Origin of the sequence: Arthrobacter sp. KBS0702 (genome assembly GCF_005937985.2) — a bacterium.
Lineage (GTDB): Bacteria > Actinomycetota > Actinomycetes > Actinomycetales > Micrococcaceae > Arthrobacter.
Genome location: NZ_CP042172.1, coordinates 1,497,064 through 1,522,164, shown reverse-complemented (window position 1 = coordinate 1,522,164; position 25,101 = coordinate 1,497,064). Strand labels below are relative to the sequence as shown.

The following is a 25,101-nucleotide window of genomic DNA, read 5'->3' as shown; positions in this document are numbered from 1 at the left end:
TCTAACGCCTCGGAACCGGGCGGGATGCCGGAAACGGGAAAGCCCCGGTCCGTCGGGGACGGACCGGGGCTTTCGGTCGGTGCTGCCGGACGCCGCTAGCTAGCGGAGATCTGGCGCAGCACGTACTGCAGGATGCCGCCGTTGCGGTAGTAGTCGGCTTCACCCGGGGTATCGATGCGCAGGACCGCGTCGAAGCTCGTGGTGGTGCCGTCTTCGGCCGTGGCGGTGACCTTGAGGGTCTTCGGCGTGGTGCCTTCGTTGAGGGCGGTGACGCCCTCAACCGCGAAGGTTTCCGTGCCGGTCAGTCCCAGGCTGGCGGCGTTCTGGCCGGCCGGGTACTGCAGCGGCAGGACGCCCATGCCGATCAGGTTGGAGCGGTGGATGCGCTCGTAGCTCTCCGCGACGACAGCCTTGACACCCAGCAGTGCGGTGCCCTTGGCGGCCCAGTCACGGGACGAGCCGGAGCCGTACTCCTTGCCGGCCAGGACAACCAGCGGGGTGCCGGCGGCCTGGTAGTTCTGCGCGGCGTCGTAGACGTAGGCCTGCGGGCCGTCGGCCTGCGTGAAGTCGCGGGTGAAGCCGCCCTCGACGCCGTCGAGGAGCTGGTTCTTGATCCGGATGTTGGCGAAGGTGCCGCGGATCATGACTTCGTGGTTGCCACGGCGTGAGCCGTAGGAGTTGAAGTCCTTGCGCTCCACACCGTTGGCCAACAGGTACTGGCCGGCCGGGGTGTCGGACTTGAAGGAACCGGCCGGGGAGATGTGGTCCGTGGTGACGGAATCGCCGAGCTTGAGCAGCACGCGGGCTCCGGTGATGTCCTTCACGGGCTCCGGCTTGGCCTGCATGCCCTCGAAGTACGGGGGCTTCCGGACGTAGGTGGACTTCTCATCCCAGGCGAAGGTGTCGCCGGCCGGGGTGTCGAGCGCCTTCCAGCGGTCGTCGCCCTCGAAGACGCCCTCGTAGCCGCGGGCGAACATGCCCTTGTCGATCGAGGAGTCGATGACCTGCTGGACCTCGACCGGGTTCGGCCAGATGTCCTTCAGGAAGATGTCGTTGCCGGCTTCGTCCTGGCCCAGCGCGTCGTTCTCGAAGTCGAAGTCCATGGTTCCGGCCAGGGCGTACGCGATGACCAGCGGCGGGGAGGCCAGGTAGTTCATCTTGACGTCCGGGTTGATCCGGCCTTCGAAGTTGCGGTTACCAGAGAGGACTGCCGTGACGGAAAGGTCGTTGGCCTGGATGGCCTCGGAGATTTCGGCGTCGAGCGGGCCGGAGTTACCGATGCAGGTCGCGCAGCCGTAGCCGACGATGTAGAAGCCGAGCTTCTCCAGGTACGGGGTCAGGCCAGACTTGTTGTAGTAGTCGGTGACGACCTTGGAACCCGGGGCCACAGAGGTCTTGACCCACGGTTTGGAGGCGAGGCCCTTCTCCACGGCGTTGCGGGCCAGCAGCGCGGCGGCCAGCATCACGGACGGGTTGGACGTGTTGGTGCAGGAGGTGATCGAGGCGATCGACACCGCACCGTGGTCCAGCTCGAACTCGCGGCCGTCGGCCGTCTTGACGGCCACCGTCTTGGACGGGCGGCCGTTCGACTTCGGGCCGTGCGCGTGCGGCGCCTGGTCCGTCAGGTGCGAGCCGGAGGCGGTGAACGACGGCGAGTCGGACGCCGGGAAGCTCTCGTCGATCGCTTCGTCCAGGCTGCCGTCGGCGAGGTCTTCCTTGACGTAGTTGCGCAGGTCCTCGCGGAACTGGGCCTTCGACTCGGTGAGGATGATGCGGTCCTGCGGGCGCTTCGGGCCGGAGATCGACGGGACAACCGTCGAGAGGTCCAGCTCGAGGTACTCGGAGAACTTGATCTCGCGGGAGGGATCGTGCCAGAGGCCCTGCTCCTTCGCGTAAGCCTCCACGAGGGCCACGTTCTCGTCCGAGCGGCCGGTGAGGCGCAGGTAGTCGAGCGTGACGTCGTCGATCGGGAACATGGCGGCGGTGGAGCCGAATTCGGGGCTCATGTTGCCGATGGTGGCGCGGTTGGCCAGCGGCACGGCCGCGACGCCTTCGCCGTAGAACTCCACGAACTTGCCGACCACGCCGTGCTGGCGCAGCTGCTCGGTGATGGTGAGCACGACGTCGGTGGCGGTGGCGCCGGCCGGAATGGAGCCGGTCAGCTTGAAGCCGACGACGCGCGGGATCAGCATGGAGACGGGCTGGCCCAGCATGGCAGCCTCGGCTTCGATGCCGCCGACGCCCCAGCCGAGCACGCCCAGGCCGTTGACCATGGTGGTGTGCGAGTCGGTGCCGACGCAGGTGTCCGGGTAGGCGCGGAGCGCCCCATCAACTTCGCGGGTCATCACGGTGCGGGCCAGGTATTCGATGTTGACCTGGTGCACGATGCCGGTTCCCGGCGGGACGACCTTGAAGTCGTCAAACGCGGTCTGGCCCCAACGCAGGAACTGGTACCGCTCGCCGTTGCGCTGGTACTCGATCTCCATATTGCGCTCCAGTGCGCCGGAGTTGCCGAAGGCGTCGATCTGGACGGAGTGGTCGATGACCATTTCCGCCGGCGCCAGCGGGTTGACCCGCTTGGGGTCGCCGCCGAGTTCCTTGACGGCCTCACGCATGGTGGCGAGGTCGACAACGCAGGGCACGCCAGTGAAGTCCTGCATGATCACGCGCGCCGGCGTGAACTGGATTTCAGTGTCGGGCTCGGCGTTGGGATCCCAACCGGCCAGTGCGCGGACGTGATCGGCCGTGATGTTGGCGCCGTCCTCGGTCCTCAACAGGTTTTCAAGCAATACCTTGAGGCTGAACGGAAGGTTTTCTGCACCTTCAATGGAGTTCAACCGGAAAATTTCGTATTCGGTACCGGCTACATTAAGTTTGCCTTTTGAACCGAAGCTGTCCACAATGCTCATCGCAGGACTCCTCTCGCAACAGTTTCATCTTTGTCGCGCCGCAGACCCCTTGCTAGTTAGGCCAGCCTAACTAAGACATGGGTGGTGAAAGTCATTCCAGGGACTGCAGTGCGCGATGTCGGACTACTCCGCCCATCCTAGTGGCCTCAGCCCCGCGGAGTCAGTAACGCCACAGTCTCCAGGTGGTGGGTGTGCGGGTACAGGTCGAAGGCGCGCAGCCCCTCCAGCGCCCAGCCGGCCTGCTGGAAGTACCCCACGTCCCGCGCGAACGACGCCGGATCGCAGGAGACGTAGGCGATCGCCCGGGGCCCGGCCGCGACCAGCTGGTTTACGACCGCCTTGCCGGCGCCGGCTCGGGGCGGGTCCAGCAGCAGGGCATCGAAGCTGCGTGGCTGCTGCCGCAGCACCCGCTCGACCTTGCCCTGGATGATTTCCACCTGGGGCGCGCCGTGCAGGTTCTTGCGGGCATCCCGGCTGGTGCCCGGCGCCCCTTCCACGGACAGTACGGACCCGGTGACCCCGACGGCGTCGGCCAGGGGTGCGGTGAAGAGTCCGGCTCCGGCGTACAGGTCCGCCACGACGGACCCGGCGGCGAGGTAGCCGCCGTCGTGCAGGAATCCGGTCACGGCGCCGACCAGCGTCTCCGGGGCGTCGCGGTGGATCTGCCAGAAGCCGTCGCCGCTGACACGGTACTCGTGGCCGGCCGCGGTTTCCTGCACCCAGGTGCGGCCGCGCAACTGTGTCAGGGCGCCCGTGTCCGGGTCAACGGCCGCCACCGAGACGTCTTCCGGCAGCTGGGCCGCGATGGCGCTGAGCCGCTTGGCCCGGGTCCCGGCGGACGGGACCAGGAGCACCAGTGGGCGGGACCCGTTGGCCGGTGCCGCGACCTCCACCCGCTCGATCCCCTGCAGGTCGATGTCCCAGAGCCTCAGCGCGTTGATGGCGTCGACGGCCAGCGGCATCTCGCGGACCGGAAGGACGGCGTCGGAGCGGTGCGCGTGCATGCCGAGCTTGCCGCCGGCCGTCACGGCGAAGCCCGCGCGGGTCCGCCAGGCCAGGCCGGTGCCGGCCCCGGCCGCTGCCTCCCCCACGGCCTCGACCGGAACGGCCAGGTCGACGCCGGCAAGCCGGTGCAGCTGCTCGGCCAGGACCTCGGCCTTGAGGCGGCGTTGGCGGTCCAGCGAAATGTGGCCCAGCTCGGCGCCGCCGACCGGCGGGTGCCCGTGCGACCAGGAGCGCTGCGCGTCGGCCGCGTGCCAGAAGTGGTCCACCCGGTCCGGGGAGGGCTCCAGCACCTCGACGACGTCGGCGCGCCAGAACTTCGCGGCTTCGCCGTCCTCGGTCAGCCGGATCCGCACTTTTTCGCCGGGGATCCCGTGGCGGACGAAAATCACGCGGCCCTCGTGCCGGGCCACGCAGTGGCCGCCGTGGGCAACGGGGCCGACGTCGACAATCAGCTCGGTGCGGGCGGGTGTCCGGGTGTCGGTGCTCATTGGATATCCTGCAGTTTCTTGGCTTCTTCGGACGATTTCAGCTGCCACGGCACGCTGGCCACCATGACCCCGGGCTCAAAGTGCAGCCGGGTCTTGATCCGCAGCGCCGTCTGGTTGTGCACCAGCTGCTCCCACCACTTGCCCACGACGTATTCGGGGATGTAGACGACGATCAGGTCACGCGGCGAGTCGCGCCGCATGTTCTTGATGTACTCCATGATCGGCGTGACCGTCTCGCGGAACGGGCTGGCCAGCACGGTCAGCGGCACCGGGATCTCCAGTTTCTCCCAGTCCTCCAGTGTCTGCTCGGTCTCCTCCGGGCTGATGTCTACCGTGATGGCGTCCAGCCGGGAGGGCCGCGAGGCGCGGGCGTAGGCCAGCGCCCGGAGCACGGGCTTGCGGACGTGCGAGACGAGCAGCACGGCGTGCACCCGGGTGGGCAGCGCCCGGGGCGAGGAGTCCTCATCCACGGCGAGTTCCTTGGCCACGTTGTCGTAGTGCGCCCTGATGCTCCACATGATCAGGAAAAGGATGAACATGGCCAGCAGCGCGATCCAGGCCCCCTGCTCGAACTTCGTGATCAGCACGATCACCAGGACCAGTCCGGTCATGCCGAAGCCGATCGTATTGATGGTGCGGGACCTGAGCATCCGCAGTTTCGCGGCCGGGTCCTTGGCGAGTTTCAGTTCCCGGCCCCAGTGCCGGATCATGCCGAGCTGGCTCAGCGTGAACGAGATGAAGACGCCCACGATGTACAGCTGGATGAGCTTGGTGACGTCGGCGTTGAAGGCGATGATCAGCACCAACGCACCGGCGGCCAGCGCCAGGACCCCGTTGCTGAACGCGAGCCGGTCACCGCGGGTGCGGAGTTGGCGCGGCAGGTAGCCGTCCTGGGCCAGGATGGAGCCGAGGACCGGGAAGCCGTTGAAGGCGGTGTTCGAGGCAAATACCAGGATGACGCCGGTGGCGGCGACGACGATATAGAACGGCAGCGAGCCGGCACCGAAGACGGTCTGCGCGATCTGGCTGATGGCCGGGTTCTGGATGTAGCCCTCGTCCACCGGTTTGCCGTTGAGCAGGAACTCCGTGGCCGGGTCCTGCACGATGTGCACCTTGGTGGCGTTGGCCAGGTAGATGATGCCGGCCAGCATGGAGGCCGCGATCACACCGAGCAGCAGCAGCGTCGTCGCGGCGTTCTTGCTCTTGGGCTTCTTGAAGTTCGGCACGCCGTTGCTGATGGCCTCCACGCCGGTCAGCGCTGCGGCGCCGGAGGAGAACGCCCGCAGCAGCAGGAACGCTCCGGTCAGGCCGACCAGCCCCTCGTCGAACCCCGGGGCGGGCACGATCTGGAATTCGGCCGACGGCGCCTGCCCGAGCTGGCCGGTCGCGGCCTGAAAGACGCCGACGGCGGTCATGCCGAGGATGGAGAACATGAAGATGTAGGTCGGCACGGCGAAGACGCTGCCGGCTTCGCGGATGCCGCGCAGGTTCACCAGGGCCAGGACCACAACACCGATCGTGGCTATCGTGGCCTGCTGGCCGTGCAGCGAGGGGACGGCGGTGGTGAGGTAGGCGGCGGCAGAGGACATCGACACCGCGACCGTAAGGACGTAGTCCACCAGCAGGGCCGCGGCGACCGTGAGGCCCGCGTACTTGCCCAGGTTTTCGTTGGCGATCTCGTAGTCGCCGCCGCCGGAGGGGTAGGCGTGGACGTTCTGGCGGTAGGACGCCACGACGGTGAGCAGCACCACCATCACGGCCAGGCCCACCCAGGGTGAAAAGGCCACGGCGCTGACGCCGGCCAGCGCCAGGGTCAGCAGGATTTCGTCCGGCGCGTACGCCACCGAGGAGAGCGCGTCGGAGGCGAAAATCGGGAGCGCGATCCGCTTGGGCAGAAGGGTGTGGGCCAGACGGTCGTTCCGGAAGGGCCTGCCTACCAGCACCCGCTTCACGGCATTGAAAATTGTCAGCACCAGACAAAGCTAGTCTGATTCGGACGCGATGTCATGACGGCGGACCCCGCCCGCAGGCGCCCGGCGGACCGCACCGCCGTCGGACCGTCTCCCGGGCGCCCGTGGCCGGTACAGTTTTACGCAGCAGCAGAACAAAAGAAGCTTGAGGAGGCACGTGTGGCGCACTTCGTGATCATGGGTTGTGGCCGCGTTGGGGCAACCCTGGCGCACACACTGGAGGACGCCGGCCATTCGGTCGCGATCATCGACCAGGACGACCGCGCTTTCCGGCGGCTACGGACCGGCTTTTCCGGCCGTAAGGTCACCGGCGTCGGCTTTGACCGGGAAACGCTCAAGCAGGCCGGCGTCCAGGAGGCCTACGCCTTCGCGGCCGTGTCCAGCGGTGACAATTCCAACATCCTTGCCACCCGGGTGGCCCGCGAGACGTTCCACGTCCCGCACGTCGTGGCGCGGATCTATGACCCGGGCCGCGCGGAAATCTATCAGCGGCTCGGCATCCCGACGGTCGCGGCGGTGCGCTGGAGCGCGGACCAGGTGCTGCGCCGGATCCTGCCGGAGCAGCACCTCGCCGGCGATTTCCGCGATCCTTCCGGGCGGCTGGTGCTGGCCGAGGTGGACGTGGACTCCGGTTGGATCGGGCAGCCGCTGTCCGCGATCGAAAAGGCCGCCGACATCCGCATCGCGTACCTCACCCGCTTCGGCGAGGGCATCCTCCCCGGCCCGGGAACAGCCTTCCAGGACGGAGACACCGTCCACGCCATGCTGAGCGTGGACCGCACCTCCGAGGTCGCCCACATTCTTGCCAAGTCCCCCGTCAAGGAGTCCTAAGTGAAAGTCGTCATCGTCGGGGCAGGCAGCGTCGGTTCATCGATCGCCCGTGAACTGCTGGCCCACAAACACGAGATCCTGCTGATCGACCTCAAACCCGAAGTGATTGGCCGCAGCGGGCTGCGCGGGGCGCACTGGCTCGTCGGCGACGCCTGCGAACTCAGCACGCTCAAGGACGCCCGCTTGGAGGACGCCGACGTCGTGGTGTCCGCGACGGGCGACGACAAGGTGAACCTGGTGGTCTCGTTGCTGGCCAAGACCGAATTCGGCGTCGGCCGGACCGTGGGCCGGGTCAACAACCCGAAGAACGACTGGATGTTCGACGATTCCTGGGGCGTCGACGTCGCGGTCAACACCCCGCAGCTGATGACGGCCCTCGTGGAGGAAGCGGTGGAGATCGGCGACCTGGTCCGGCTGCTGACCCTGCAGACCGGGGTGTCCTCATTGGTGGAGTTCACCGTGCCGCACGATTCGCATGTGATCGGCCTGACGGTGGGCGACATTGACTGGCCCGAGGACGCGGCCCTGGTCGCGATCCTGCGCGACCAGGCCCCGATTACGCCCAGCCGCGACGACGTGATCGACGGCGGCGACGAGCTGTTCTTCGTCACCACGATCGCCGCCGAGGACGGGTTGCGCGCGCTGCTTTCCGCCCCGGAGTCCGGCATCGAGTCCGCCGGGGAGCCGTCTGCTGCCGGCCAGCACCCGGTCACCGCCGACCAGCACGGCCGGGAGACCCAGTCCGCCGGCGACGACGGCTTCGAAGGCTGACCTGCCCAAGTTGCTGGCAGTTGGTGCCGTTTTGACGCCTTAAGACGGCAACGACTGCGAGTTAGTTGGCTTCGGCCGGCCCGTCGGCGGGCTCTTCTACGGCGGCCGGCGCGGGGCGGGTGAGCAGCCAGGCCACCCACATGCCCAGGATGTACAGCGGGGCACCCATGATCAGCCGGGTGGTGGCGAGGCCGGCGAGGCCCTGCTCCCCCATGAAATACAGCGGGACCTGGACGAGCAGGCGCAGGACCAGGACTGAGATGATCACCCAGGTACCGATCCGGTACGCCTTCACGCGGGCCGGGTGCTTGCGCCAGTCCAGGCCTTCGTTCCGGATGAAACCGAAGAGGAGCCCGGCGAAGGGCCACCGCACCGCGATCGAGATGGACATCGCAATGATGTACCCGAGGTTGGTGAAGAACCCGAGCACGTAGAAATCCTCGGCCTTGCCGGTCGAGTTCGCCAGCCACGCAGAGAGTCCGACGCCGACGATGCCGGCCAGCGCCTGCGTCAGCGGCTTGCGCTGGATGAGCCGCGCGACGGTGAACGCCGCGGCCACGGCCAGCGAGGCCACCAGCGCCAGCGGAAGTTCGCGGCTGACGGTAAAGGCGATCAGGAACACGAGTCCCGGAAGGATACTTTCGGCGAGGCCCTGGACACCGCCGGCGCTCTTGAGCACGTCGATGTTGCCGTTGCCGGAACGGTGCAGTCCGGCCTTGGCCGCATAGCCTTCGGCGAGCTGGGCCACGGTGGGCTGCTCGGGGCCTGGCTGCTCGGGGCCTGGCTGCGCGGTGCCCTGGGGCGCGGTGCGCGGCTGCGGGTCTTCGGGGGTGCTCATTGCTCCTCCTGGCGGGAGAGTATTTCGTAGCGCGGATTGAACATGGTGGGCAGCCCGTCACGCACCGTGACCATCCCCTCGAGCCGGAGTTCCAGGCCAGCCTTGACGCCCGGGATCCTGCGGCGTCCCAGCCAGATCACCCGGAGTCGGTCGGCGGCCACGGCGGGGCCCTTGCGGCGGGCCCCGGACTGGCCGGCCTGAGCGGCCGGGCGTGCCTGCACGGCAGTGCGTGCTTTCGGCGGCGGGGCGTCATGGTCGGTGACGATGGCGGTGAAGGCGGCCACTTCGCCGGCCGGGGCATACGTCACGGACTCGATGAACCCGCGGCACAGTACGCGTCCGCGCTCCGGGAGCCCCCGCACTGGGACGGCGGCGGCAGGATCCTTGCCGGAGGCATCACCCAATCTGGGTAATCTCCGGTCCGCGCTCGGGCTGGTCAAACTCCGGGGCACCCTGCGGCGCGGGCGCGCCGGAGTCCCGGGGAAGGCGGAGCTGGAGCAGGTCGCGCGGCGGCATCGGGTTCTCGCCCCGCACCACAACGATCTGGCGGAAAAGCTCCTCGAGCCCGGCGGCGGCGGAACGGTCCAGCGCCGCTTCCCCGCCGAGGACGCCGCGGAGGAACCAGCGGGGACCGTCGACGCCGATGAACCGGGCCACGCGGTAGCCCTCGCTGCCGTCGCCGGCGGGCAGCTTGGCGACGAGTTCGATGCCGAAGTGGCCCTCGATCTCATCCACCTGGCCGCCCTGGCTGCCCACGGACTGGCCGATCTGCTCGCGGATTTCGTCCCAGAGGCCCTCGGAGCGTGGCGCCGCGAAAGCCTGCAGCTGCAGGCTGGAACCTTCCAGGTCCATGGTCACGGCGACAACGCGCTGGGTGGCTTCCTCGACCTCGAGGCGGAGCTGCAGACCTTCGCGCGGGGCAATCAGCAGGGCGCCGAGGTCGACGTAGCCGTCCTGGTTGTCGATTTCCGAGGCGTCATACGGGCCGGCATTGCGGACGGCATCGTCCTTGGCCCCGGCGGCTGCGCCGGCGTCAACACCCTCGGCTTCCCGGGTCTCGCCGGTGTCCGTCAACTGCTCCTGTTTGGCTTTCCTGCCACGCCCAAAAACCATGGGGTTGTCTCCTTAGTTGTGATCCCGCCCGACGCCCTCGGCCGCCGTGCGGGGAACAGCTGTGTCTAACGGCCGGGGTTCAGGCCCCGGGGGCGCCGAATCCGCCGGTGGAGCCGAAGCCGCCGCCGCCGCGGACGGAATCGCTGAGTTCCTGGACGGGCACGAAGTCGGCGTACTCCACCCGCTGGATGACCATTTGTGCAATTCTATCGCCGCGCCGCAGTTCAATCGCCTGCTCACGGTCAGTATTCAGCAGAGTCACCGCGATCTCCCCGCGGTACCCCGCATCCACGGTGCCGGGAGCGTTCACGACGGTCAGACCGTGCTTGGTGGCGAGGCCGGAGCGGGGGTGGATCAGCGCGACGAAGCCGTCCGGAAGGGCGATGGAGACGCCGGTGGGCACCAGCCGACGCTCCCCCGGGCCGAGGACGACGTCCTCGCGCGCGCGCAGGTCCGCGCCAGCGTCGCCCGGGTGGGCATACGACGGCGGCTCCAGGCCGGCGTCGAGCATTTTCAGCTGCACCTTCAGGGTGGGGGCTCCGTAGGCAGGGATGTCGGCGGCCGGGAAGGCGCTGGCGGCGGGCTCTGCCGGCGGGGTGTTCACAGCAGTCGTTTCTTCAGTCACAGTTCCCCACTGTAACGCCCGCGGGGAGGATCGACCTACCGCGCCGCCGCCGCTGCCGCGCGCCGGGTAGCGACGGCCTGGCCAAGGTGAAAAGGCCCGGGAAAAGTGGAAAGCTGGACCCATGCCCGAATCCAGCGCCGCCGTGCCTGCCTCCAACACCCCCCACAACGCCACCGTCCTCTATAGCGAGAAGCTCTGGCCGAGCTTCTGGATCTGGCTGGTGGCGGCTGGGCTGGCCGGGGCCGGCATCCTGGTGTTCGCGCCGATCAGCATCGCCGCCGGCATCACGGCCGCCGTGGTGCTCTTCGTCATCCTGGCCGTACTGCTGGTCCTGTCCACACCCTCCATCTCGGTCACCGCCGGAACCCTGCGCGTCGGGCGGGCCACGATCGACCGGAGCTTCATCGGGGCCGCCGAGGCGTTCCGCGGGGCGGAGGCGACGGCGGAGCGTGGCACCCGGCTCAACGGCCTGGCGTTCATGTGCATCCGCGGCTGGATCGATCCCGTGGTCCGGATCGAGATCACCGACCCCTCGGACCGAACCCCGTACTGGCTGGCGTCCTCGCGGCACCCGGACGAGCTCGTCGCCGCGCTGTCCCGCTGAAGCTGTTCCGCTAACGCTGTCCCGCTGAACCTGGCGGCCCTTAGCCCTCGCAGTCCTTGCAGTACTTAAGGCCGTCCTTTTCGCGGGCGATCTGCGAGCGGTGGCGGACGAGGAAGCAGGAGGCACAGGTAAATTCGTCTGCCTGGGCGGGCAGGACCCGAACCAGCAGCTCCTCGCCGGACAGATCAGCGCCCGGGAGTTCATAGCCTTCGGCGAGGTCGGTTTCGTCCTCATCGACCACCGCGGAAGGCTTGTCCGTACGCCGCGACTTCAGTTCCTCGATGGAATCCTCGTTGAGGTCTTCTTCAGTCTTGCGCGGCGCATCGTAGTCTGTCGCCATTAGTTGTTGCTCACACTCCGCATTGGTTGGGTTGGGTCGCCGCCTCCGCACCGGTGGGGGCTGGTAGCCCCCGGTACGGCCGGGTTCGGTTCACCGATGTCAACGCCGGACAAGCGCTTTTTGTGCCCGATGTCGGGCCATTTTTACGCGCATCCCAAGCCGAATACCAGAGGCATGCGGTCCGGGTGCAACAGGGCCTGCCCTAGTCACGCCGAATGAGGCGGAAAGTCGCGGAAAATCACGGCGCGCCCACCCTCCTAACCGGATTCGCTGCCCATCGGTGGCAGAGTTTCGAATGTTAGTAATGCCAGGGTGGAGGATTTGTATGCAGGATCTACGGCTTGTAGGCGTCCACGACGACGGGGAGCATCTCCTGTTGAGTGGCACCGGCGGCGAGATGTTCCAGCTGCCGATCGATGAGGCTCTTCGGACGGCTGCCAGCCGGACGCCGGCGAAGGCCGCTTCCGGTGTGGGCACCGCGCCCATTGCCATGTCCCCCCGCGACATCCAGGCCAGGATCCGCAGCGGCGCCACGGCCGCCGAGGTGGCCGAACTTTCCGGCATTCCGCTGGCGAAGGTCCAGCGCTACGAGGGCCCTGTGCTTGCCGAACGCGAGTACGTCGCGCAGCAGGCCCGCAAGATCGAGGTGGCGTCCCCGTCCGCAGGGCACGACAGCTACCGCTCCTTCTTCGGCGACCAGCCCGCCACACTGGACGAGATGGTCACACACCGGCTCCGGGCCCACGGGATCGAACCCTCCAGCGTGGAGTGGGATTCCTGGCGCCGCCCGGACGGCAGCTGGAAAGTGGTGGCCCGGTTCGAAGCCCCGTCCGGCGCCCACGCCGCGATCGGCGAAGAGCCGCCGGCGATGTGGACGTTCAGTCCGGCGCGCAAGTCGCTGCAGAACGCCAACCGCTGGGCCCAGCAGCTCAGTGAACTCGAGCCGATTGACGGCCCGGTCCCGGCCCGCAGGCTCTCCGCGGTCTCGGACCGCCCCTTCGATTTCGAAACCGACGCGGAGGCCGCGGCCCGCACCGCCACCGCGCAGCTCAGCGTCGTCCATCCCTTCGGGGCCCAGCAGGAAAAGGACGCCGACGGACTGCTGGACATGCTCCGGTCACGCCGCGGGCACCGCCTGGGCCTTGACGAGGACGCCGACGACGCCTTGGCGCTGCTCCTAACCAACGGTGTTCCGGCCGCCCACCCCCGGCCGTCCGAGGTCCCACCGCCGACGGACGACGGCGGCGGCCACGACGACGCTTCCGGGAAACCCGCGCCCGCTGCGGAGGAAGAGACGCCGTCGGCAGCCAAGACCGAGCCGCACTCGGAACCTCGCCCGGATGCGGTTCCTGATGCATTTGCGCGACGCCGGGACGCCCGGCCCTCAATGCTCTCGCGGCTGAGCCTGGCGCCGCGGCACCAGGACAACGACGACGGCGACGACGCGCTGAAGCTGCACGACGGGGTCAGCACCGAGACCCGCGAAATCACCATCGCGGCTTCGCAGTTGCGGCCGGTCCGCACCGGTCCCACGTCCAGCCCCGGGCTGGATGAGCTGCTCGGCGGCGGACCGTCCCGGCGCGCGCAGGCCGGCTCCCCCGCAGCGCAGGGCCCGGCCTCCCCCCGCACCGATCCGGCCCACGCTGGCCCGGCCCGCCCGGACCTGTCCGGCACAGAGTCATCGCACAGCGATTCCTCCCGCGACGAGCGGGAGCCGGAAACCCCGGAACGCCAGCCCTCCAAGCCCAAGCGGTCCAGCGTTCCCAGCTGGGATGAAATCGTCTTCGGCACCCGCAGCGACTAACACGTACCGCCCGGCACGAACCGCCCGTCAGGCTAGGGCCGAAACAGGAAGAGGTTCAGCGCCGCGGAACCTTGCGGGCAGCCTTCGCTCCGCCGGTTTTCCCCTCAGCCTTGAAGCACAGCAGCGGGACCTCCCGCTCCGCCCTGGTCAGCGAACCGTGCTGGCCGACCACCTCAAGCGCGCGCGCCTGGACCCGCCGGGTGTCGTAGAAGGCCAGCGCGTCGCGGGCGGCGATCATGACGTCGCCGATCCGTGCAGTCACCGGGCCGCGGACTTCACCGAACAGCCCGGCGGCCACCGCCTCTTCCCGGGTGAAGGCCCAGATCCGGTCGCCGAACCGCGTCCGCCAGGCGTCCAGCAGCCGCCGCCGGCCGGCGTCGTCCGTTCCGTCCTCAAGGTAGAGGTGCACCATGCGCGGCTCCCCCGCCGTGTGCCGGACGCCGACAATCAGCTCCGGGTGGGCAGAGTAGTCGATCCGCTGCGGTTCAGGAACGTCGACCATTCCGTGGTCGCCGGTGACCAGCACTGTGGTGCCGGCGGGGAGGGCTGCATTGAGCCGGCGCACGGTCGCGTCCAGCTCTTCGAGCTGGTGTTCCCACTGCGGTGACTGGCAGCCGTAGCGGTGCCCGGCCTTGTCCAGTTCGTGGACGTAGAAGTACATCAGCGAGCTCTCGGCGGCGGCCATGGCCTCCCCCGCGGCGGCGGTCCGGGCGTGGGAGGTGGTCCCGGCCAGGAAGCGTCCGCCCCGCAGCGCGGCCCTGGTCATCGCGGAGTCGCTGAACCGCGGCAGGGCGACGGTGCTGACGTCGACATGCCCGGCGGCCCGCTCGAAGACAGTGGGCAGCGGCTGCCATTGCTGCGGGTCGACGCCGTCGTCCCAGTTGCCCAGCATGTTGACCACCCGGTCCTGGTCCGGGTCGAGGACGTCATAACCGACCATGCCGTGCTGTCCGGCGGGCAGTCCGGTGCCGAAGCTGGCCAGCGACGCGACAGTCGTGGACGGGAAGGCCGAATCGACCCAGGCCGGCACGGCGCCCTGGCCCGCCTGCAGCACGGACCGCAGGAACGGCGTGTGGGCTGACTTCTGTTTGAGCAGCTGCCGGCCCAGGCCGTCGGCGAGGACAACGCAGACATGCTTCGCGGCGGGGAGCTTCAGCCGGTTGTCGAAGCCCGGGACGCCGAGGCTGGCCGCGGCGCTGCTGAGCACCTCGGCGATGGAACGGTCCCCGTAGGCCGGGGCGGCCGGCATCCCCGCCTGGCCGCCGGGGGTCGGGAGGGGCGCCTGCGGGGCGGGCACCGGGGACTGGGAGGCACGGACCGGCATCATTTCAGCGCTGGTGGCCGCGGCTGAGGCGGTTTCCGAAGACGCCGGCGCGGGGACGCTGCGGCAGCGCCGAGACTCCGTGCGCGGCGGGCGCGGTGGAGCCGGTGTTCACGGCCCGGAGCGCCCGGGCGAACAGCTTGGCGTCCTGGACGGCCTGGAGACCGTCCGCCTCCGCGCTGATCCGCAGAACGATGTCCTCCTGCGCGATGGTGCCGCTGTAGCCGTGGTCGGCCTCGCACTGCGGGTCGCCGCAGCTGGCCGGACCCATATCGAGGCGCTGGCCGCCGGACCAGGCGATCGACAGGGTCAGTTCACGGACCGGGTCCGAGGGCTTGTAGTCCTGCGGCTGGGCGTAGACGTAGCTGAGCACCACGGAACGGATCTGCGTCACCGGAACGGATTCGGTGGAGACCTGGGCGACGATTTGCTCGCCGGCCTCGTCGAGCTGCTGGTCGTCCACATGCGTGATGACCAGCATGTCCTCGGTCAGCACCAGCACGGTGATGTGCCGGCGCACCTCGGCCCGGTCGAAGTGGGTCTCGAGGTGGACGAGGTGGGCCACGCAGTCCCGGCCGTCCAGGGCGTCGGCGACGACGTCGGCGACTAGGCGGGGGTAGAAGCCTGCCTGCTGGAGGGCGCCTTCCAGGCTCTGGCCCTGCGCGCTGTGGTCGTGCAGGCCGTGGTGCGAGCCGTGGCGGGCGGGGGCCGGCGCCTGGGGCTTGGATGCTGGAGGCTGGGAGCTCATGGCTTCCATTTTCACAGATCGGCTGGGGACTTGCTAACTGCCGTGCTGTTCCTGCCCTGCTGTTCCTGCCCAGCCGGCCCATGCTCCCGCGCGGTGGCCTGCGTGCTAGTTGCGCATGGCCCGCCGTGCCGTGTCGGTGCGCTGCGCGGCGTTGGCAATGCGGACGTCGGCTGCCAGGATCACCGCGCCCTCGGGACCGGCCAGGACCGGGTTGAACTCCACCAGCACGATCTCCGGGTGGTTGTCCTTGAGCCGGGTCAGCCGGGCCGCGAGATCCTCGAGCGCGGCGGCGTCGACGGCGGGCAGGCCCTGGTAGCCGAAGAGTTTGCGGGAGGCGCGGGGTGCGCGGATGAAGTCGTGGACGTCCGAGTTGGAGAGCGGCGGAACCCGGTGCGCCCAGTCATCGAGCAGGTTGACCGCGTCGCCGGCGAGCCCGAAGGACACCACCGGGCCCAGCAGCGGGTCCTCGATGGCGCGGAACGTGCAGGCCTGCCCCACCGGGGCCATCGACTGCACCTCCAGGGATGGCGAGCCGTAGCGCTGCAGTGACTTGCGCATCTGCACAATGTTGCGACGCAGCGAGTCGGCGTCTTGGATGTCCAGGCGCACCCCGCCCAGGTCCAGCCGGTGCCGCAGCGCCGGGTCGGTGGTTTTCAGCGCCACCGGCCAGCCCAGCCGGTCGGCGGCAGCGACGGCGTCGTCCTCGCTCTCAAATCCTTCGGAGGGCAGCACACGGATGCCGTAAAAACCCAGCAGCCGGGCGGCCGCGGCCGGATCCAGCCGGACCAGCTGTTCGCCGCCGACGGGCCGGAGCAGTTCCTCCAGGTCCTCGTGGGCGCCCTCGGGATCGCAGCCTTCGGGTTCCACGAACAGGCCCTGGTCGCGGACCACCCACTGGGCGTACCGCACCACCGCGGCGAGGGCGGCGACGGCGGCCCCGGGGTTGGAATAGCAGGGCACCCCGGCGGAGGATTCCGCCGCGTCGTCCTCGGCGGCCCCGACCATACCCTCGACGTAGATGGACGGGTCAAGGAGGCCGGTGAACGCCGCCACCACGGGTTTCGCCGCGGCAGCCGAGCACTCGGCCAGCACCGCGCCGATCTTCTCCACGGTGAGCCCGCGGGCCGGCAGCAGGGCGACCACCACGGCGTGGACCGACTCGATGGTCAGCGTCTCCTGCAGGCTGCGGCGCAGCGCCGGCAGCGCCCGGGACATGCCGGCGTCCAGGTCGACGTCCGCGACGATCCGCTCCACGCCGAGACCGGCCGCGGCCGCCCGGTCCGCCACCACCTTGCCAAGCGCACTCGAGTTGCTGAACACGGCGACGCCGGGGCCCTGGGGCAGCGGCTGGCTGGAGACAATCTGGGCGACGTCCATGAGCTGCTCGATGGTTTCCACCCTGATTACGCCTGCCTGGCGCATCATGGCGTCCAAGGCTTCGGGCGGCGCCTGGGTGGTGCGCACGGCATGCCCCGGCGGCAGGTTCAGCCCCATGGCGTCGGACTTGGCCACGATCACCGGTTTGGTCCGAGCGAGCCGCCGGGCCAGCCGGGAGAACTTGCGCGGATTGCCGATGGATTCGAGATACAGCCCGACGGCGGTGGTATCGGCGTCGTCCTCCCAGAACTGCATCATGTCGTTGCCGGACACGTCCGCGCGGTTTCCGGCGGAGAGGAACGTGGAGATGCCCACCCGGCGGCGGCTGGAAGCGGCGTAGAGCGAAACACCGATCGCCGCCGACTGGCTGAACAGGCCAAGCCCGCCGCGGCGGGCCAGCGAGGGCGCCATCGAGGCGTTGAGGGACACGGCGGGGTTGGTGTTGACGATCCCGAGCGAGGCGGGGCCGATCACACGCATCCCGTTGGCGCGGGCCTGCCGGACCAGTTCACGCTGCCGGGCGAGGCCGCGTTCGCCGTCCTCCGCGTAGCCGGCGGTGGCCACCACGATGCCCTTGACCCCGGCCTCGGCGCACTCCTGGACCACCTTCGGGACCTCGTCATACGGGACCGCGATGATCGCGAGGTTGACCGGGCCGGGCACCTCGGAGAGCTTGGCGAAGGACAGCATGCCGGCCAGTTCCAGGGCCTCGGGGTTGATCGCGTAGACCGGGCCGGTGAAGTGGCCCTCAATGATGTGCTCCAGCAACTGGTAGCCCACGGTGCCCCACTTGCGGCTGGCCCCGATCACGGCCACGGAGGACGGCGCGAGCAGCTCCTGGATGCTGCGGGCCTCGGCGCGGTGTTCGCGGGACTCCATCACGGCCCGGGACTTGTCCGTGGGGTCGATGTTGAATTCAAGGCTCACGACGCCGTCGTCGAAGTGCCGTTTGACGTCGTAGCCGGCGTCCGAGAAGACCATCAGCATCTTGCGGTTCTCCGGCAGCACTTCGGCGCTGAACTTGCGGATGCCGTTCTCCCGGGCCGCGGCGGCCAGGTGTTCGAGCAGGATGGAGCCGATCCCGCGGCCCTGGTGCGCGTCGGCGATATTGAAGGCCACCTCCGCCTCCTCCGGGTCATCGAGCCGGTCGTAGCGGCCGATGCCCATGATTTCGCCGCCGATGGTGATCACGAGGGCCACCCGGTCCTTGTAGTCGACCTCGGTGAACCGCTTGAGTTCCTTGGCGGAAAGTTTGGACTTGAAGGCGAAGAAGCGCATGTAGATGGACTTCTGCGACTGGCCCACGTGGAAAGCCTGCACGGCGTCGGCGTCGGCGGGGTGGATGGGGCGAAGGTGCGCGGTGCCGCCGTCGCGCAGCACGACATCAGCTTCCCAATGTTCCGGATATACGCCGTCCGCGGGCTGATCCACCATAGGCTTAGCCTAGCCATAAACTTACGCAGTACCCGTTCAGCACCCCGAAGAAGGATCCACCCGCCTCATGGCACGCCGCCAAACCACGCCCCCGGCAGGGGAAGCCCCGGACTTCGTCGAGAACATCGTCGACATCGACGTCACTTCCGAAATGGAAGGCTCGTTCCTGGAGTACGCCTATTCGGTCATCTACTCCCGGGCCCTGCCCGACGCCCGCGACGGCCTCAAGCCCGTGCAGCGGCGCATCCTGTACATGATGAGCGAGATGGGCCTGCGCCCGGACCGCGGCCACGTCAAGAGCGCCCGCGTGGTGGGCGAAGTGATGGGTAAGCTCCACCCGCACGGCGACACCGCCATCTATGACGCCATGGTGCGGATGGCGCAGGACTTCTCCCTGCGGCTGCCGCTGATCGACGGCCACGGCAACTTCGGCTCGCTCGACGACGGCCCGGCGGCCCCCCGGTACACCGAGGCCCGGCTGGCCGCGGCGGCGCTGACCCTGACGGACCACCTCGACGAAGACGTGGTGGACTTCGTCCCGAACTACGACAACCAGCTCACCCAGCCGGACGTACTGCCGGCGGCGTTCCCGAACCTTTTGGTCAACGGCGCCACGGGCATCGCCGTCGGTATGGCCACCAACATGGCCCCGCACAACCTTGCCGAAGTGGTGGCGGCGGCCCGGCACCTGATCGCGCACCCGGACGCCACGCTCGAGGACATCATGAAGTTCGTCCCCGGGCCGGACCTGCCCACCGGGGGCCGGATCGTGGGGCTGGATGGCATCCGCGATGCCTACGCCACCGGCCGCGGCTCCTTCAAGACCCGGGCCAAGGTGGACGTCGAACAGCTCTCGGCTCGCCGTACCGGCCTCGTGGTCACGGAACTGCCATACATGGTGGGCCCGGAGAAGGTGATCGAGAAGATCAAGGACGCGGTCAACGGCAAGAAACTGACCGGCATCAGCGACATTGTGGACCTGACCGACCGCAAGCACGGGCTGCGGCTCGTGATCGAGCTGAAGAACGGGTTCAACCCGAACGCGGTGCTCCAGCAGCTCTACCGGTTCACGCCGATGGAGGACTCCTTCGGCATCAACAACGTCACGCTCGTCGACGGGCAACCGCAGACCCTGGGCCTGCTCGAGCTGCTCTCCGTTTACGTGAACCACCGGATCAACGTGGTGCGGCGCCGCACCTCGTTCCGGCTGGGCAAGAAGAAGGACCGCCTGCACCTGGTCGAGGGCATGCTCATCGCGATCGTGGACATCGACGAGGTCATCCAGATCATCCGTTCCTCGGACGAATCGGCAGAGGCCCGGACGCGGCTGATGTCCATCTACGACCTCACCGAGATCCAGGCGAACTACATCCTGGAACTGCGGCTCCGGCAGCTGACCAAGTACTCCCGGATCGAGCTGGAGAAGGAACAGGACGAGCTGCGCCGAGAGATCGCCGAGCTTCAGGCGATCCTGGACTCGCCCGAGCTGCTGCGCGGGCTGGTCTCCGACGAACTCGGTGAACTCGCGGACAAGTACGGCACCCCGCGCCGGACCGTGCTGCTCGAATCCGAGGCCGTCTCCCCCACGGTCGCCGCCGCCCTCGCGGCGCCCGGCGCCAAGGGCAAGGCCGCCCCGCTGGCCCTGGAGATCGCGGACGACCCCTGCTGGGCCATCCTGACGGCGTCCGGCCAGATCGCCCGCACGGCCAACCAGGACAGCCTCGCTGAGTCAGGGCCGCGGACCAAGCACGACGTGTTCCGCTCTGTGGTCAAGACCTCCGCGCGCGGCGAGATCGCCGCGGTCACCTCCCAGGGCCGCATGCTGCGGCTCCAGGTGATGGACATGCCGGTGCTCCCGCCCACCTCCGGAACCCCCAATATGGCCGGCGGTGTGCCGGCCAGGGACTTCATCACGCTGCTCAAGGGCGAAACCCTCGTCGCGTTCGCCCCGCTGGACCAGGTCCTCGCGATCGGGACCGCGCAGGGCGTGGTCAAACGTGTCCAGCCTGACTACCCGCTGAACCGCGAGGACTGGGAAGTGATCGCGCTCAAGGACAAGGACACCGTGGTGGGCGTCGAGCCCGCCGCCGGCGACGACGTCGAGCTGGTCTTCGTGACGCGCCAGGCCCAGCTGCTGCACTTCAGCGCCTCCGCGGTCCGGCCGCAGGGACGCACCGCCGGCGGCATGGCCGGGATCAAGCTGGCTGCCGGGGACCGGGTGTTGCACTTCGGCACGGCCCGCTCAGACGACGACGCCGCCGTGGTGGTCACCATCGCCGGCGCCGAGGGCGCGTTGCCGGGCACCGCGCCCGGCGCGGCCAAGGTGACGGCACTGGCCGAGTACCCGGCCAAGGGCCGCGGCACGGCAGGGGTCCGTGCGCACCGCTTCCTCAAGGGCGAAGACACCCTGCTGCTCGCCTGGGCGGGCCACGGCCCGGCGAAGGCGTCCTCGCTGGCCGGGGTTGCCCGCTCCCTGCCGGGCGAGCACGGCCGCCGCGACGGCTCCGGCATCCCGCTCTCCCAGGCCATCGACGCGATCGGCCCGAGCGTGGCCTGGGCGGAGGAAGCCGCGCCGGAAGGGTAGGCCGGGCTCGCAGGCCGCGAATGTGGTGCCGGGCGCCTCGGTGCTTCACCCCGTGCTGCCGACGCCCCGGATTAAGTCCACCCGTTCGCCACAGACGGCCGCTGTGAGGCCCGTATATGCGGCCATCTCTGGCGAATGATGGACGCCGCTCCTGTGGACGGGTCCTTACTCGGGACGCCCGGCCCGGCACGAGAACGGTCGCGACGGCACCCGGCCTCGCGACCCGCAGATTGCCTCCTTGCCCCGCCCTGCACCGCCCTCCGCTCACCCATTTGCCACCCACGGCCGCTGAGGGTTTCGCCATGGCGGCCATGTGTGGCAAATGACCGGGGGCGCACTCACATGTGAGCCACTCCGGCACGGAAAGCGCGTTGCCATGCCCCGGTAGTCCGTCGGTTGGGAAACGCGTTCAGGCGGCGACGTCCCTGCGTCGGAAGCCGACGACGGCGAGCGCCAGCAGCACCGCGACGGTGGTCACGGACACGGCCACCCCGTCCCAGGCAACGCCCTGCCTCAGCGGATCGTGGGCAATGTACTGGAAGAACGGCGAGACCTTCTGGACCCGGTCGAAAGCGTCCACCAGCGGCGCCAGGGCATTGACGATGTAGGCGAACACCGCCAGCGCGGCGGGTACCCCGCGGCTCAGGCCGGTCCTCCCGGTGCCTGCGGAGAGCGCCAGCGCCAGCGCCCCAAACACGACGCCGAGCAGGGCCAGGTGGAACATGGTGGCGGCCACCTTGTCCGGGGGCAATTCCAGGTCCACGAGCTTGCCCTCAAGTACCAGCGATACTCCCATCACGGCTGCCAGCAGGAACGTGCCGAGAGCCATGGCCAGGAACTTGTCCAGCACCACCCGGCCGCGGCCCACCGGGTTGGAGAGCAGCAGGTCCATGGTGTGGCGGTCTTCCTCCCCGCCGATCGCCCCCGCACCCGCGCTGATGGCGTAGAGCAGGACCGCGATCGGTCCCATGAAGGACAGCAGTTCAACCTGGATGTAGCCGGTGGGGGTCGACATATCCGCGCCGGAGGTGGCGAACATGGAACGGAACGCCTCGGGCATCTGGTCGATGAAGTCACCCATCGAGGGCTGGTCGCGGACGGCGGGCCACACGGCCGCGTACATGGCCACCAGCAGGACCAGGGAAACGGACCATGCCAGCAGGCTCCGGCCCTGGTCCCGGAGCGTCTTCGCCAGGACACTAAGCAGCATCTCGGCCTCGGGCCCCTGCCGGGACCCCGGCGTCCGCGCCGCCGTTGCGGTCCGTGCCGTAATAGCTCAGGAACGTGTCCTCCAGCGGGGCCTCGGCGCACTCGAAGTCCTCCACCTGCCGCGCACTGACACGTTTCAGCAAGGCGTCCAGGGCCGATTGCGGGGCACTGCAGCTGAACGCGCGCCCGTCGACCACCACATCCCGCAGGCCGGGGATCCCGGCGAAGTCGGGCGGGGCCACCTCCTCGGCGAAGCGGGCCCGCACCTGGTGCAGGGACCGTGCAGCGAGGTCCCGCAGCCGCTCCACCGCGACGAGCTTTCCCCGGCGCACGACGCCGATCCGGTCGGCGACGCGCTCCACCTCGCCCAGCACGTGGGAGGAGAACAGCGCAGAGCCGCCGTCGGCGGTGTGTTCGAGCAAGATGGCGTGAAAGACCTGCTGGACCAAGGGGTCGATCCCGCTGGTGGGTTCATCCAGGACCAGCAGCCGCGGCCGGGACATCACAGCCAGGATGACGGCGAGCTTCTGCCGGTTCCCCCGGGAGAGGGTGCGGGCGGGCCGGTCCAGGTCCAGGCCGAGCCGGTCCGCGAGCTGGGCTGCGCGTTTCGCATCATCACGGTGCCGCAGGTGGGAGCAGTAGGCGACGTGCTGGTGCCCGGTGAGCCGATCGTAGAGGGCCGGCTCGCCCGGGACGTACCCCACCAGGCGGTGTACCTGCACGGACTGCTGCCAGGTATCGAGGCCCAGCACCTTGGCGGTGCCCGAGGTGGGCCGCAGCATCCCCATGATCAGCCGGATGGTGGTGGTCTTACCCGCGCCGTTCGGCCCCAGATAGCCGAAGACCTCCCCGGCTTCGATGGTGAGGCTGACGCCGTCGAGCGCGGTGCTCTTGCCAAACCGCTTACTGAGGCCATCGAGCCGAACCAGGGCTTCCGCGCACATGCGCCTAGTCTGGGCGGCAGCGGCTGACCGTTCCAGAGTCTTTGGGCCCGCGCCGAATCCCGGGCCGCCGCCACGCATGGCGGCCCGGGATCAGTGCGGGGTCGCTACATCCCCGAGTTGATATTCAGGATGTTGCCCTCGCTGTCGAGGAACCAGGCCGCGGTGCTTCCGTCCGGCAGGGTGGCAATGCCGTCTTCAGTCTTCAGGCCCGGGAAATCGTACTCCTCGAAGACGACCCCCGCCGCGCGCAGCTCGGCGACAGTGGCCGGCACGTCGGGGACCATCCATCCCATCTGGGTGTTCTTGGCCGATCCCGCGTTGGGCGTCTGGTACAGCAGGAATCTGCTGCCGGCGCCGCACGTGTACATCAGGTTGTCCTCGGCATCCGGGTTATCCGGTTCAAGTCCGAGTTTGTCGCGGTAGAAACCCCGCGCACGGGCGAGGTCCGCGGCCGGCAGAACGGCGCCGACCGGGTGGTCTTTGAGCATGGCTATGTTCCTTTCCAGGCCCTTCCCCCGGAACGCATCCTACTCCTTCCCCTAGACTGCAGACATGCCTATCGTGCCCGATCAAAAAGACTGGACCTGGGTGCTCGCCCGGCCGTGCCCCGAGTGCGGTTTCGACGCCTCCACCTGCACCCCGGCCACGACGCCGGGACAGCTCGCCAACATGCTGCCGCGCTGGCGGGCCGTGCTGCGCCGCCCGGACGCCGCAGTGCGCCCGGATGAGGACACCTGGTCGCCGCTGGAGTACGCCTGCCATGTCCGGGACGTGTTCACACTCTTTGACCACCGCCTCGACCTCATGCTCACCGAGGACGACGCCCGCTTCGAGGACTGGGACCAGGACCGGACCGCGGTCGAGCAGGACTACGCCGGCGCCGATCCGGCCGAGGTGAGCGCCGCCCTGACGGCCGAGGGCGAACAGATCGCCGCGTCCTTTGGCCGCGTCCCGGAGCGGGACTGGGACCGCAAGGGCACCCGCAGCAACGGCTCGGAATTCACGGTGCTGACGTTCGCGCAGTACTTCCTGCACGACGTCGTGCACCACCTTCACGATGTGGATGGATAGCGCACCCCATGGAATCTATGGCACTGGGGTTCCTGGTTCTCATTTTCGCCGCGGCCGCGGCAGTGATCTGGGTGGCAGGAACGCAGCTATCCAAGCAAACAGACGTTCTTGACGCCAGGTTTCATCTCGGGTCCGCCCTTGGCGGGTTGATTCTCCTGGCCGTCGCCACGAACCTCCCGGAAATTGCCATCACCTTTAGTGCGGCGGCAGCCGGCAACGTGGGAGTCGCGGTCGGCAACATTCTCGGCGGCATCGCTATCCAGACGGTAGTGCTCGTGATCTTGGATGCCTTCGGAAACAAAGGCAAGAGACCCCTCACGTACCGGGCGGGGTCCCTGTCCCTCGTCATCGAGGCCGTCACCGTGGTCGGTGTGCTTGGCGTGGTGATCGCCGGAAGCCAGATGCCTCCGGGCCTGGTCCTGTTCAGGCTCACGCCTGCAACAGTGCTGATCGTCCTGATCTGGCTGCTGGGCCTCTTCCTGGTACAACGATCCCAGAAATCCCTCCCGTGGCACGGTCAGGGCCACGCTCCCGACAGCCAGACGCAGCCCCAAGGCCACAGCAAGACAACGCAGTCAAGCGGCAAGAAGTCCCCGCGTACGGCGACGTCGCTGTTGATATTCCTGGTCGCGGCGGCCGCCACGCTTGGCGCAGGCGTGCTTCTCGAACGCAGCGGCGAGGCGATCGCCGGGCACATCGGGCTCTCCGGCGTCCTCTTCGGCGCGACGTTCCTCGCTTTGGCGACAGCATTGCCGGAAATCTCCACCGGCCTGACATCCGTGAAAAAGGGCGACTACAAGCTCGCCTTCAGCGACATCTTCGGCGGGAACGCGTTCCTCCCCGTGTTGTTCCTTGCAGCCGTGCTCATCTCCGGAAAGCCCGTACTGCCGCAGGCACACGCCACAGACATTTACCTCACCGCCCTGGCTATCCTCCTGACCCTCGTCTACATGCTTGGCCTGATTTTCCGTCCTAGCCGCAAAATTCTGGGGATGGGCGTCGATTCGCTCGTCGTCCTCAGCCTCTACCTGCTTGGTGTCGCGGGACTGTTCGCTGTTGCCTCGTCCGCTTAACCGACCTCACTGACGCCCGATCCAGGACCAGCCACCGCAGCC

21 protein-coding genes are annotated in these 25,101 nt (G+C 68.7%); 7 read left to right on the top strand and 14 right to left on the bottom strand.

Annotated elements, in window-relative coordinates; genetic code table 11:
* Window positions 1–95 precede the first annotated feature (95 nt).
* The 3 genes from FFF93_RS06900 to FFF93_RS06890 form a co-directional block, all read right to left on the bottom strand.
* Window positions 96–2,909, bottom strand: coding sequence for an aconitate hydratase (locus FFF93_RS06900; RefSeq protein ID WP_138769567.1), 2,814 nt, complete (start codon window positions 2,907–2,909; stop codon window positions 96–98).
* 146 nt (window positions 2,910–3,055) lie between these two features.
* Entirely contained in the window at window positions 3,056–4,402 is a 1,347-nt protein-coding gene (locus FFF93_RS06895; RefSeq protein ID WP_138769568.1) for a class I SAM-dependent RNA methyltransferase, read from the bottom strand.
* Window positions 4,399–6,375, bottom strand: a complete 1,977-nt coding sequence (locus FFF93_RS06890; protein ID WP_186372249.1) for an APC family permease — start codon at window positions 6,373–6,375, stop codon at window positions 4,399–4,401. The genes FFF93_RS06895 and FFF93_RS06890 overlap by 4 nt, the downstream gene beginning before the upstream one ends.
* Before the next feature lie 156 nt (window positions 6,376–6,531).
* Here FFF93_RS06890 and FFF93_RS06885 point away from each other — a divergent pair, with 156 nt between their 5' ends.
* Together FFF93_RS06885 and FFF93_RS06880 are read left to right on the top strand one after the other, a co-directional pair.
* Complete coding sequence (locus tag FFF93_RS06885; protein ID WP_138769570.1) at window positions 6,532–7,203, top strand: TrkA family potassium uptake protein; 672 nt, start codon at window positions 6,532–6,534, stop codon at window positions 7,201–7,203.
* Window positions 7,204–7,974, top strand: coding sequence for a TrkA family potassium uptake protein (locus FFF93_RS06880; protein ID WP_138769571.1), 771 nt, complete (start codon window positions 7,204–7,206; stop codon window positions 7,972–7,974).
* Between the two features lie 61 nt (window positions 7,975–8,035).
* Here the strand turns inward: FFF93_RS06880 and FFF93_RS06875 are convergent, their stop codons facing one another.
* The 4 genes from FFF93_RS06875 to dut form a co-directional block, all read right to left on the bottom strand.
* Window positions 8,036–8,812 carry a DUF3159 domain-containing protein gene (locus FFF93_RS06875; RefSeq protein WP_138769572.1) on the bottom strand — a complete coding sequence of 259 codons (777 nt, stop codon included), beginning with the start codon at window positions 8,810–8,812 and terminating at the stop codon, window positions 8,036–8,038.
* Window positions 8,809–9,216 (bottom strand): hypothetical protein, encoded by a 408-nt coding sequence (locus FFF93_RS06870; protein ID WP_138769573.1) that lies wholly within the window; start codon window positions 9,214–9,216, stop codon window positions 8,809–8,811. Before FFF93_RS06870 ends, FFF93_RS06875 begins: the two co-directional genes overlap by 4 nt.
* The gene (locus FFF93_RS06865) at window positions 9,209–9,925 is read right to left on the bottom strand and encodes a DUF3710 domain-containing protein (RefSeq protein WP_138769574.1); all 717 of its coding nucleotides are present in this window, start codon (window positions 9,923–9,925) and stop codon (window positions 9,209–9,211) included. Before FFF93_RS06865 ends, FFF93_RS06870 begins: the two co-directional genes overlap by 8 nt.
* 79 nt (window positions 9,926–10,004) lie before the next feature.
* Window positions 10,005–10,550, bottom strand: coding sequence for a dUTP diphosphatase (gene dut, locus FFF93_RS06860; protein WP_138769575.1), 546 nt, complete (start codon window positions 10,548–10,550; stop codon window positions 10,005–10,007).
* Between the two features lie 121 nt (window positions 10,551–10,671).
* Here dut and FFF93_RS06855 point away from each other — a divergent pair, with 121 nt between their 5' ends.
* Window positions 10,672–11,154: a DUF3093 domain-containing protein gene (locus FFF93_RS06855; RefSeq protein ID WP_138769576.1), complete on the top strand. Its 483-nt coding sequence runs from the start codon at window positions 10,672–10,674 to the stop codon at window positions 11,152–11,154.
* Window positions 11,155–11,194: 40 nt separating this feature from the next.
* On the opposite strand, the gene FFF93_RS06850 is transcribed toward FFF93_RS06855, so the two are convergent.
* Complete coding sequence (locus tag FFF93_RS06850; protein WP_138769577.1) at window positions 11,195–11,494, bottom strand: DUF4193 domain-containing protein; 300 nt, start codon at window positions 11,492–11,494, stop codon at window positions 11,195–11,197.
* A gap of 325 nt (window positions 11,495–11,819) precedes the next feature.
* Here FFF93_RS06850 and sepH point away from each other — a divergent pair, with 325 nt between their 5' ends.
* Window positions 11,820–13,298 (top strand): septation protein SepH, encoded by a 1,479-nt coding sequence (sepH, locus tag FFF93_RS06845; RefSeq protein ID WP_138769578.1) that lies wholly within the window; start codon window positions 11,820–11,822, stop codon window positions 13,296–13,298.
* Between the two features lie 55 nt (window positions 13,299–13,353).
* Here sepH and FFF93_RS06840 read toward each other — a convergent pair whose 3' ends face one another.
* The 3 genes from FFF93_RS06840 to FFF93_RS06830 all read right to left on the bottom strand — a co-directional run bounded on the left by FFF93_RS06840 (window position 13,354) and on the right by FFF93_RS06830 (window position 18,178).
* Window positions 13,354–14,547, bottom strand: coding sequence for an alkaline phosphatase family protein (locus FFF93_RS06840; protein WP_261375408.1), 1,194 nt, complete (start codon window positions 14,545–14,547; stop codon window positions 13,354–13,356).
* A gap of 79 nt (window positions 14,548–14,626) precedes the next feature.
* On the bottom strand, window positions 14,627–15,367 hold the full coding sequence (locus FFF93_RS06835) for a DUF5998 family protein (protein ID WP_138769579.1): 741 nt from the start codon (window positions 15,365–15,367) through the stop codon (window positions 14,627–14,629).
* 105 nt (window positions 15,368–15,472) lie between these two features.
* Entirely contained in the window at window positions 15,473–18,178 is a 2,706-nt protein-coding gene (locus tag FFF93_RS06830; protein ID WP_138769580.1) for a GNAT family N-acetyltransferase, read from the bottom strand.
* 67 nt (window positions 18,179–18,245) lie between these two features.
* Here FFF93_RS06830 and FFF93_RS06825 point away from each other — a divergent pair, with 67 nt between their 5' ends.
* Complete coding sequence (locus tag FFF93_RS06825) at window positions 18,246–20,762, top strand: DNA topoisomerase (ATP-hydrolyzing) subunit A (RefSeq protein ID WP_138769581.1); 2,517 nt, start codon at window positions 18,246–18,248, stop codon at window positions 20,760–20,762.
* 409 nt (window positions 20,763–21,171) lie between these two features.
* Here the strand turns inward: FFF93_RS06825 and FFF93_RS06820 are convergent, their stop codons facing one another.
* From FFF93_RS06820 to FFF93_RS06810, 3 genes are all read right to left on the bottom strand, one after another.
* The gene (locus tag FFF93_RS06820; RefSeq protein WP_138769582.1) at window positions 21,172–21,972 is read right to left on the bottom strand and encodes an ABC transporter permease subunit; all 801 of its coding nucleotides are present in this window, start codon (window positions 21,970–21,972) and stop codon (window positions 21,172–21,174) included.
* Window positions 21,962–22,915: an ABC transporter ATP-binding protein gene (locus tag FFF93_RS06815; protein WP_138769583.1), complete on the bottom strand. Its 954-nt coding sequence runs from the start codon at window positions 22,913–22,915 to the stop codon at window positions 21,962–21,964. Before FFF93_RS06815 ends, FFF93_RS06820 begins: the two co-directional genes overlap by 11 nt.
* A gap of 104 nt (window positions 22,916–23,019) precedes the next feature.
* On the bottom strand, window positions 23,020–23,403 hold the full coding sequence (locus tag FFF93_RS06810) for a VOC family protein (RefSeq protein WP_138769584.1): 384 nt from the start codon (window positions 23,401–23,403) through the stop codon (window positions 23,020–23,022).
* Between the two features lie 64 nt (window positions 23,404–23,467).
* Between FFF93_RS06810 and FFF93_RS06805 the strand changes: the two genes are divergently transcribed.
* Together FFF93_RS06805 and FFF93_RS06800 are read left to right on the top strand one after the other, a co-directional pair.
* Window positions 23,468–23,986 (top strand): DinB family protein, encoded by a 519-nt coding sequence (locus tag FFF93_RS06805; RefSeq protein ID WP_138769585.1) that lies wholly within the window; start codon window positions 23,468–23,470, stop codon window positions 23,984–23,986.
* Between the two features lie 8 nt (window positions 23,987–23,994).
* Entirely contained in the window at window positions 23,995–25,059 is a 1,065-nt protein-coding gene (locus FFF93_RS06800; protein WP_138769586.1) for a sodium:calcium antiporter, read from the top strand.
* The last annotated feature ends 42 nt before the right edge of the window (window positions 25,060–25,101 follow it).

Excerpts from the sequence above, each read along its gene's own strand:
- FFF93_RS06875 (WP_138769572.1), bottom strand. The coding sequence starts at position 8,812 with ATGAGCACCCCCGAAGACCCGCAGCCGCGCACCGCGCCCCAGGGCACC.
- FFF93_RS06835 (WP_138769579.1), bottom strand. The coding sequence starts at position 15,367 with ATGAGCTCCCAGCCTCCAGCATCCAAGCCCCAGGCGCCGGCCCCCGCC.
- FFF93_RS06800 (WP_138769586.1), top strand. The coding sequence starts at position 23,995 with ATGGAATCTATGGCACTGGGGTTCCTGGTTCTCATTTTCGCCGCGGCC.
- FFF93_RS06820 (WP_138769582.1), bottom strand. The coding sequence starts at position 21,972 with ATGCTGCTTAGTGTCCTGGCGAAGACGCTCCGGGACCAGGGCCGGAGC.
- FFF93_RS06830 (WP_138769580.1), bottom strand. The coding sequence starts at position 18,178 with ATGGTGGATCAGCCCGCGGACGGCGTATATCCGGAACATTGGGAAGCT.
- FFF93_RS06810 (WP_138769584.1), bottom strand. The coding sequence starts at position 23,403 with ATGCTCAAAGACCACCCGGTCGGCGCCGTTCTGCCGGCCGCGGACCTC.
- FFF93_RS06895 (WP_138769568.1), bottom strand. The coding sequence starts at position 4,402 with ATGAGCACCGACACCCGGACACCCGCCCGCACCGAGCTGATTGTCGAC.
- FFF93_RS06815 (WP_138769583.1), bottom strand. The coding sequence starts at position 22,915 with ATGTGCGCGGAAGCCCTGGTTCGGCTCGATGGCCTCAGTAAGCGGTTT.
- FFF93_RS06865 (WP_138769574.1), bottom strand. The coding sequence starts at position 9,925 with ATGGTTTTTGGGCGTGGCAGGAAAGCCAAACAGGAGCAGTTGACGGAC.
- FFF93_RS06900 (WP_138769567.1), bottom strand. The coding sequence starts at position 2,909 with ATGAGCATTGTGGACAGCTTCGGTTCAAAAGGCAAACTTAATGTAGCC.
- FFF93_RS06850 (WP_138769577.1), bottom strand. The coding sequence starts at position 11,494 with ATGGCGACAGACTACGATGCGCCGCGCAAGACTGAAGAAGACCTCAAC.
- FFF93_RS06855 (WP_138769576.1), top strand. The coding sequence starts at position 10,672 with ATGCCCGAATCCAGCGCCGCCGTGCCTGCCTCCAACACCCCCCACAAC.
- FFF93_RS06805 (WP_138769585.1), top strand. The coding sequence starts at position 23,468 with ATGCCTATCGTGCCCGATCAAAAAGACTGGACCTGGGTGCTCGCCCGG.
- FFF93_RS06825 (WP_138769581.1), top strand. The coding sequence starts at position 18,246 with ATGGCACGCCGCCAAACCACGCCCCCGGCAGGGGAAGCCCCGGACTTC.
- sepH (WP_138769578.1), top strand. The coding sequence starts at position 11,820 with ATGCAGGATCTACGGCTTGTAGGCGTCCACGACGACGGGGAGCATCTC.
- FFF93_RS06840 (WP_261375408.1), bottom strand. The coding sequence starts at position 14,547 with ATGCCGGCCGCCCCGGCCTACGGGGACCGTTCCATCGCCGAGGTGCTC.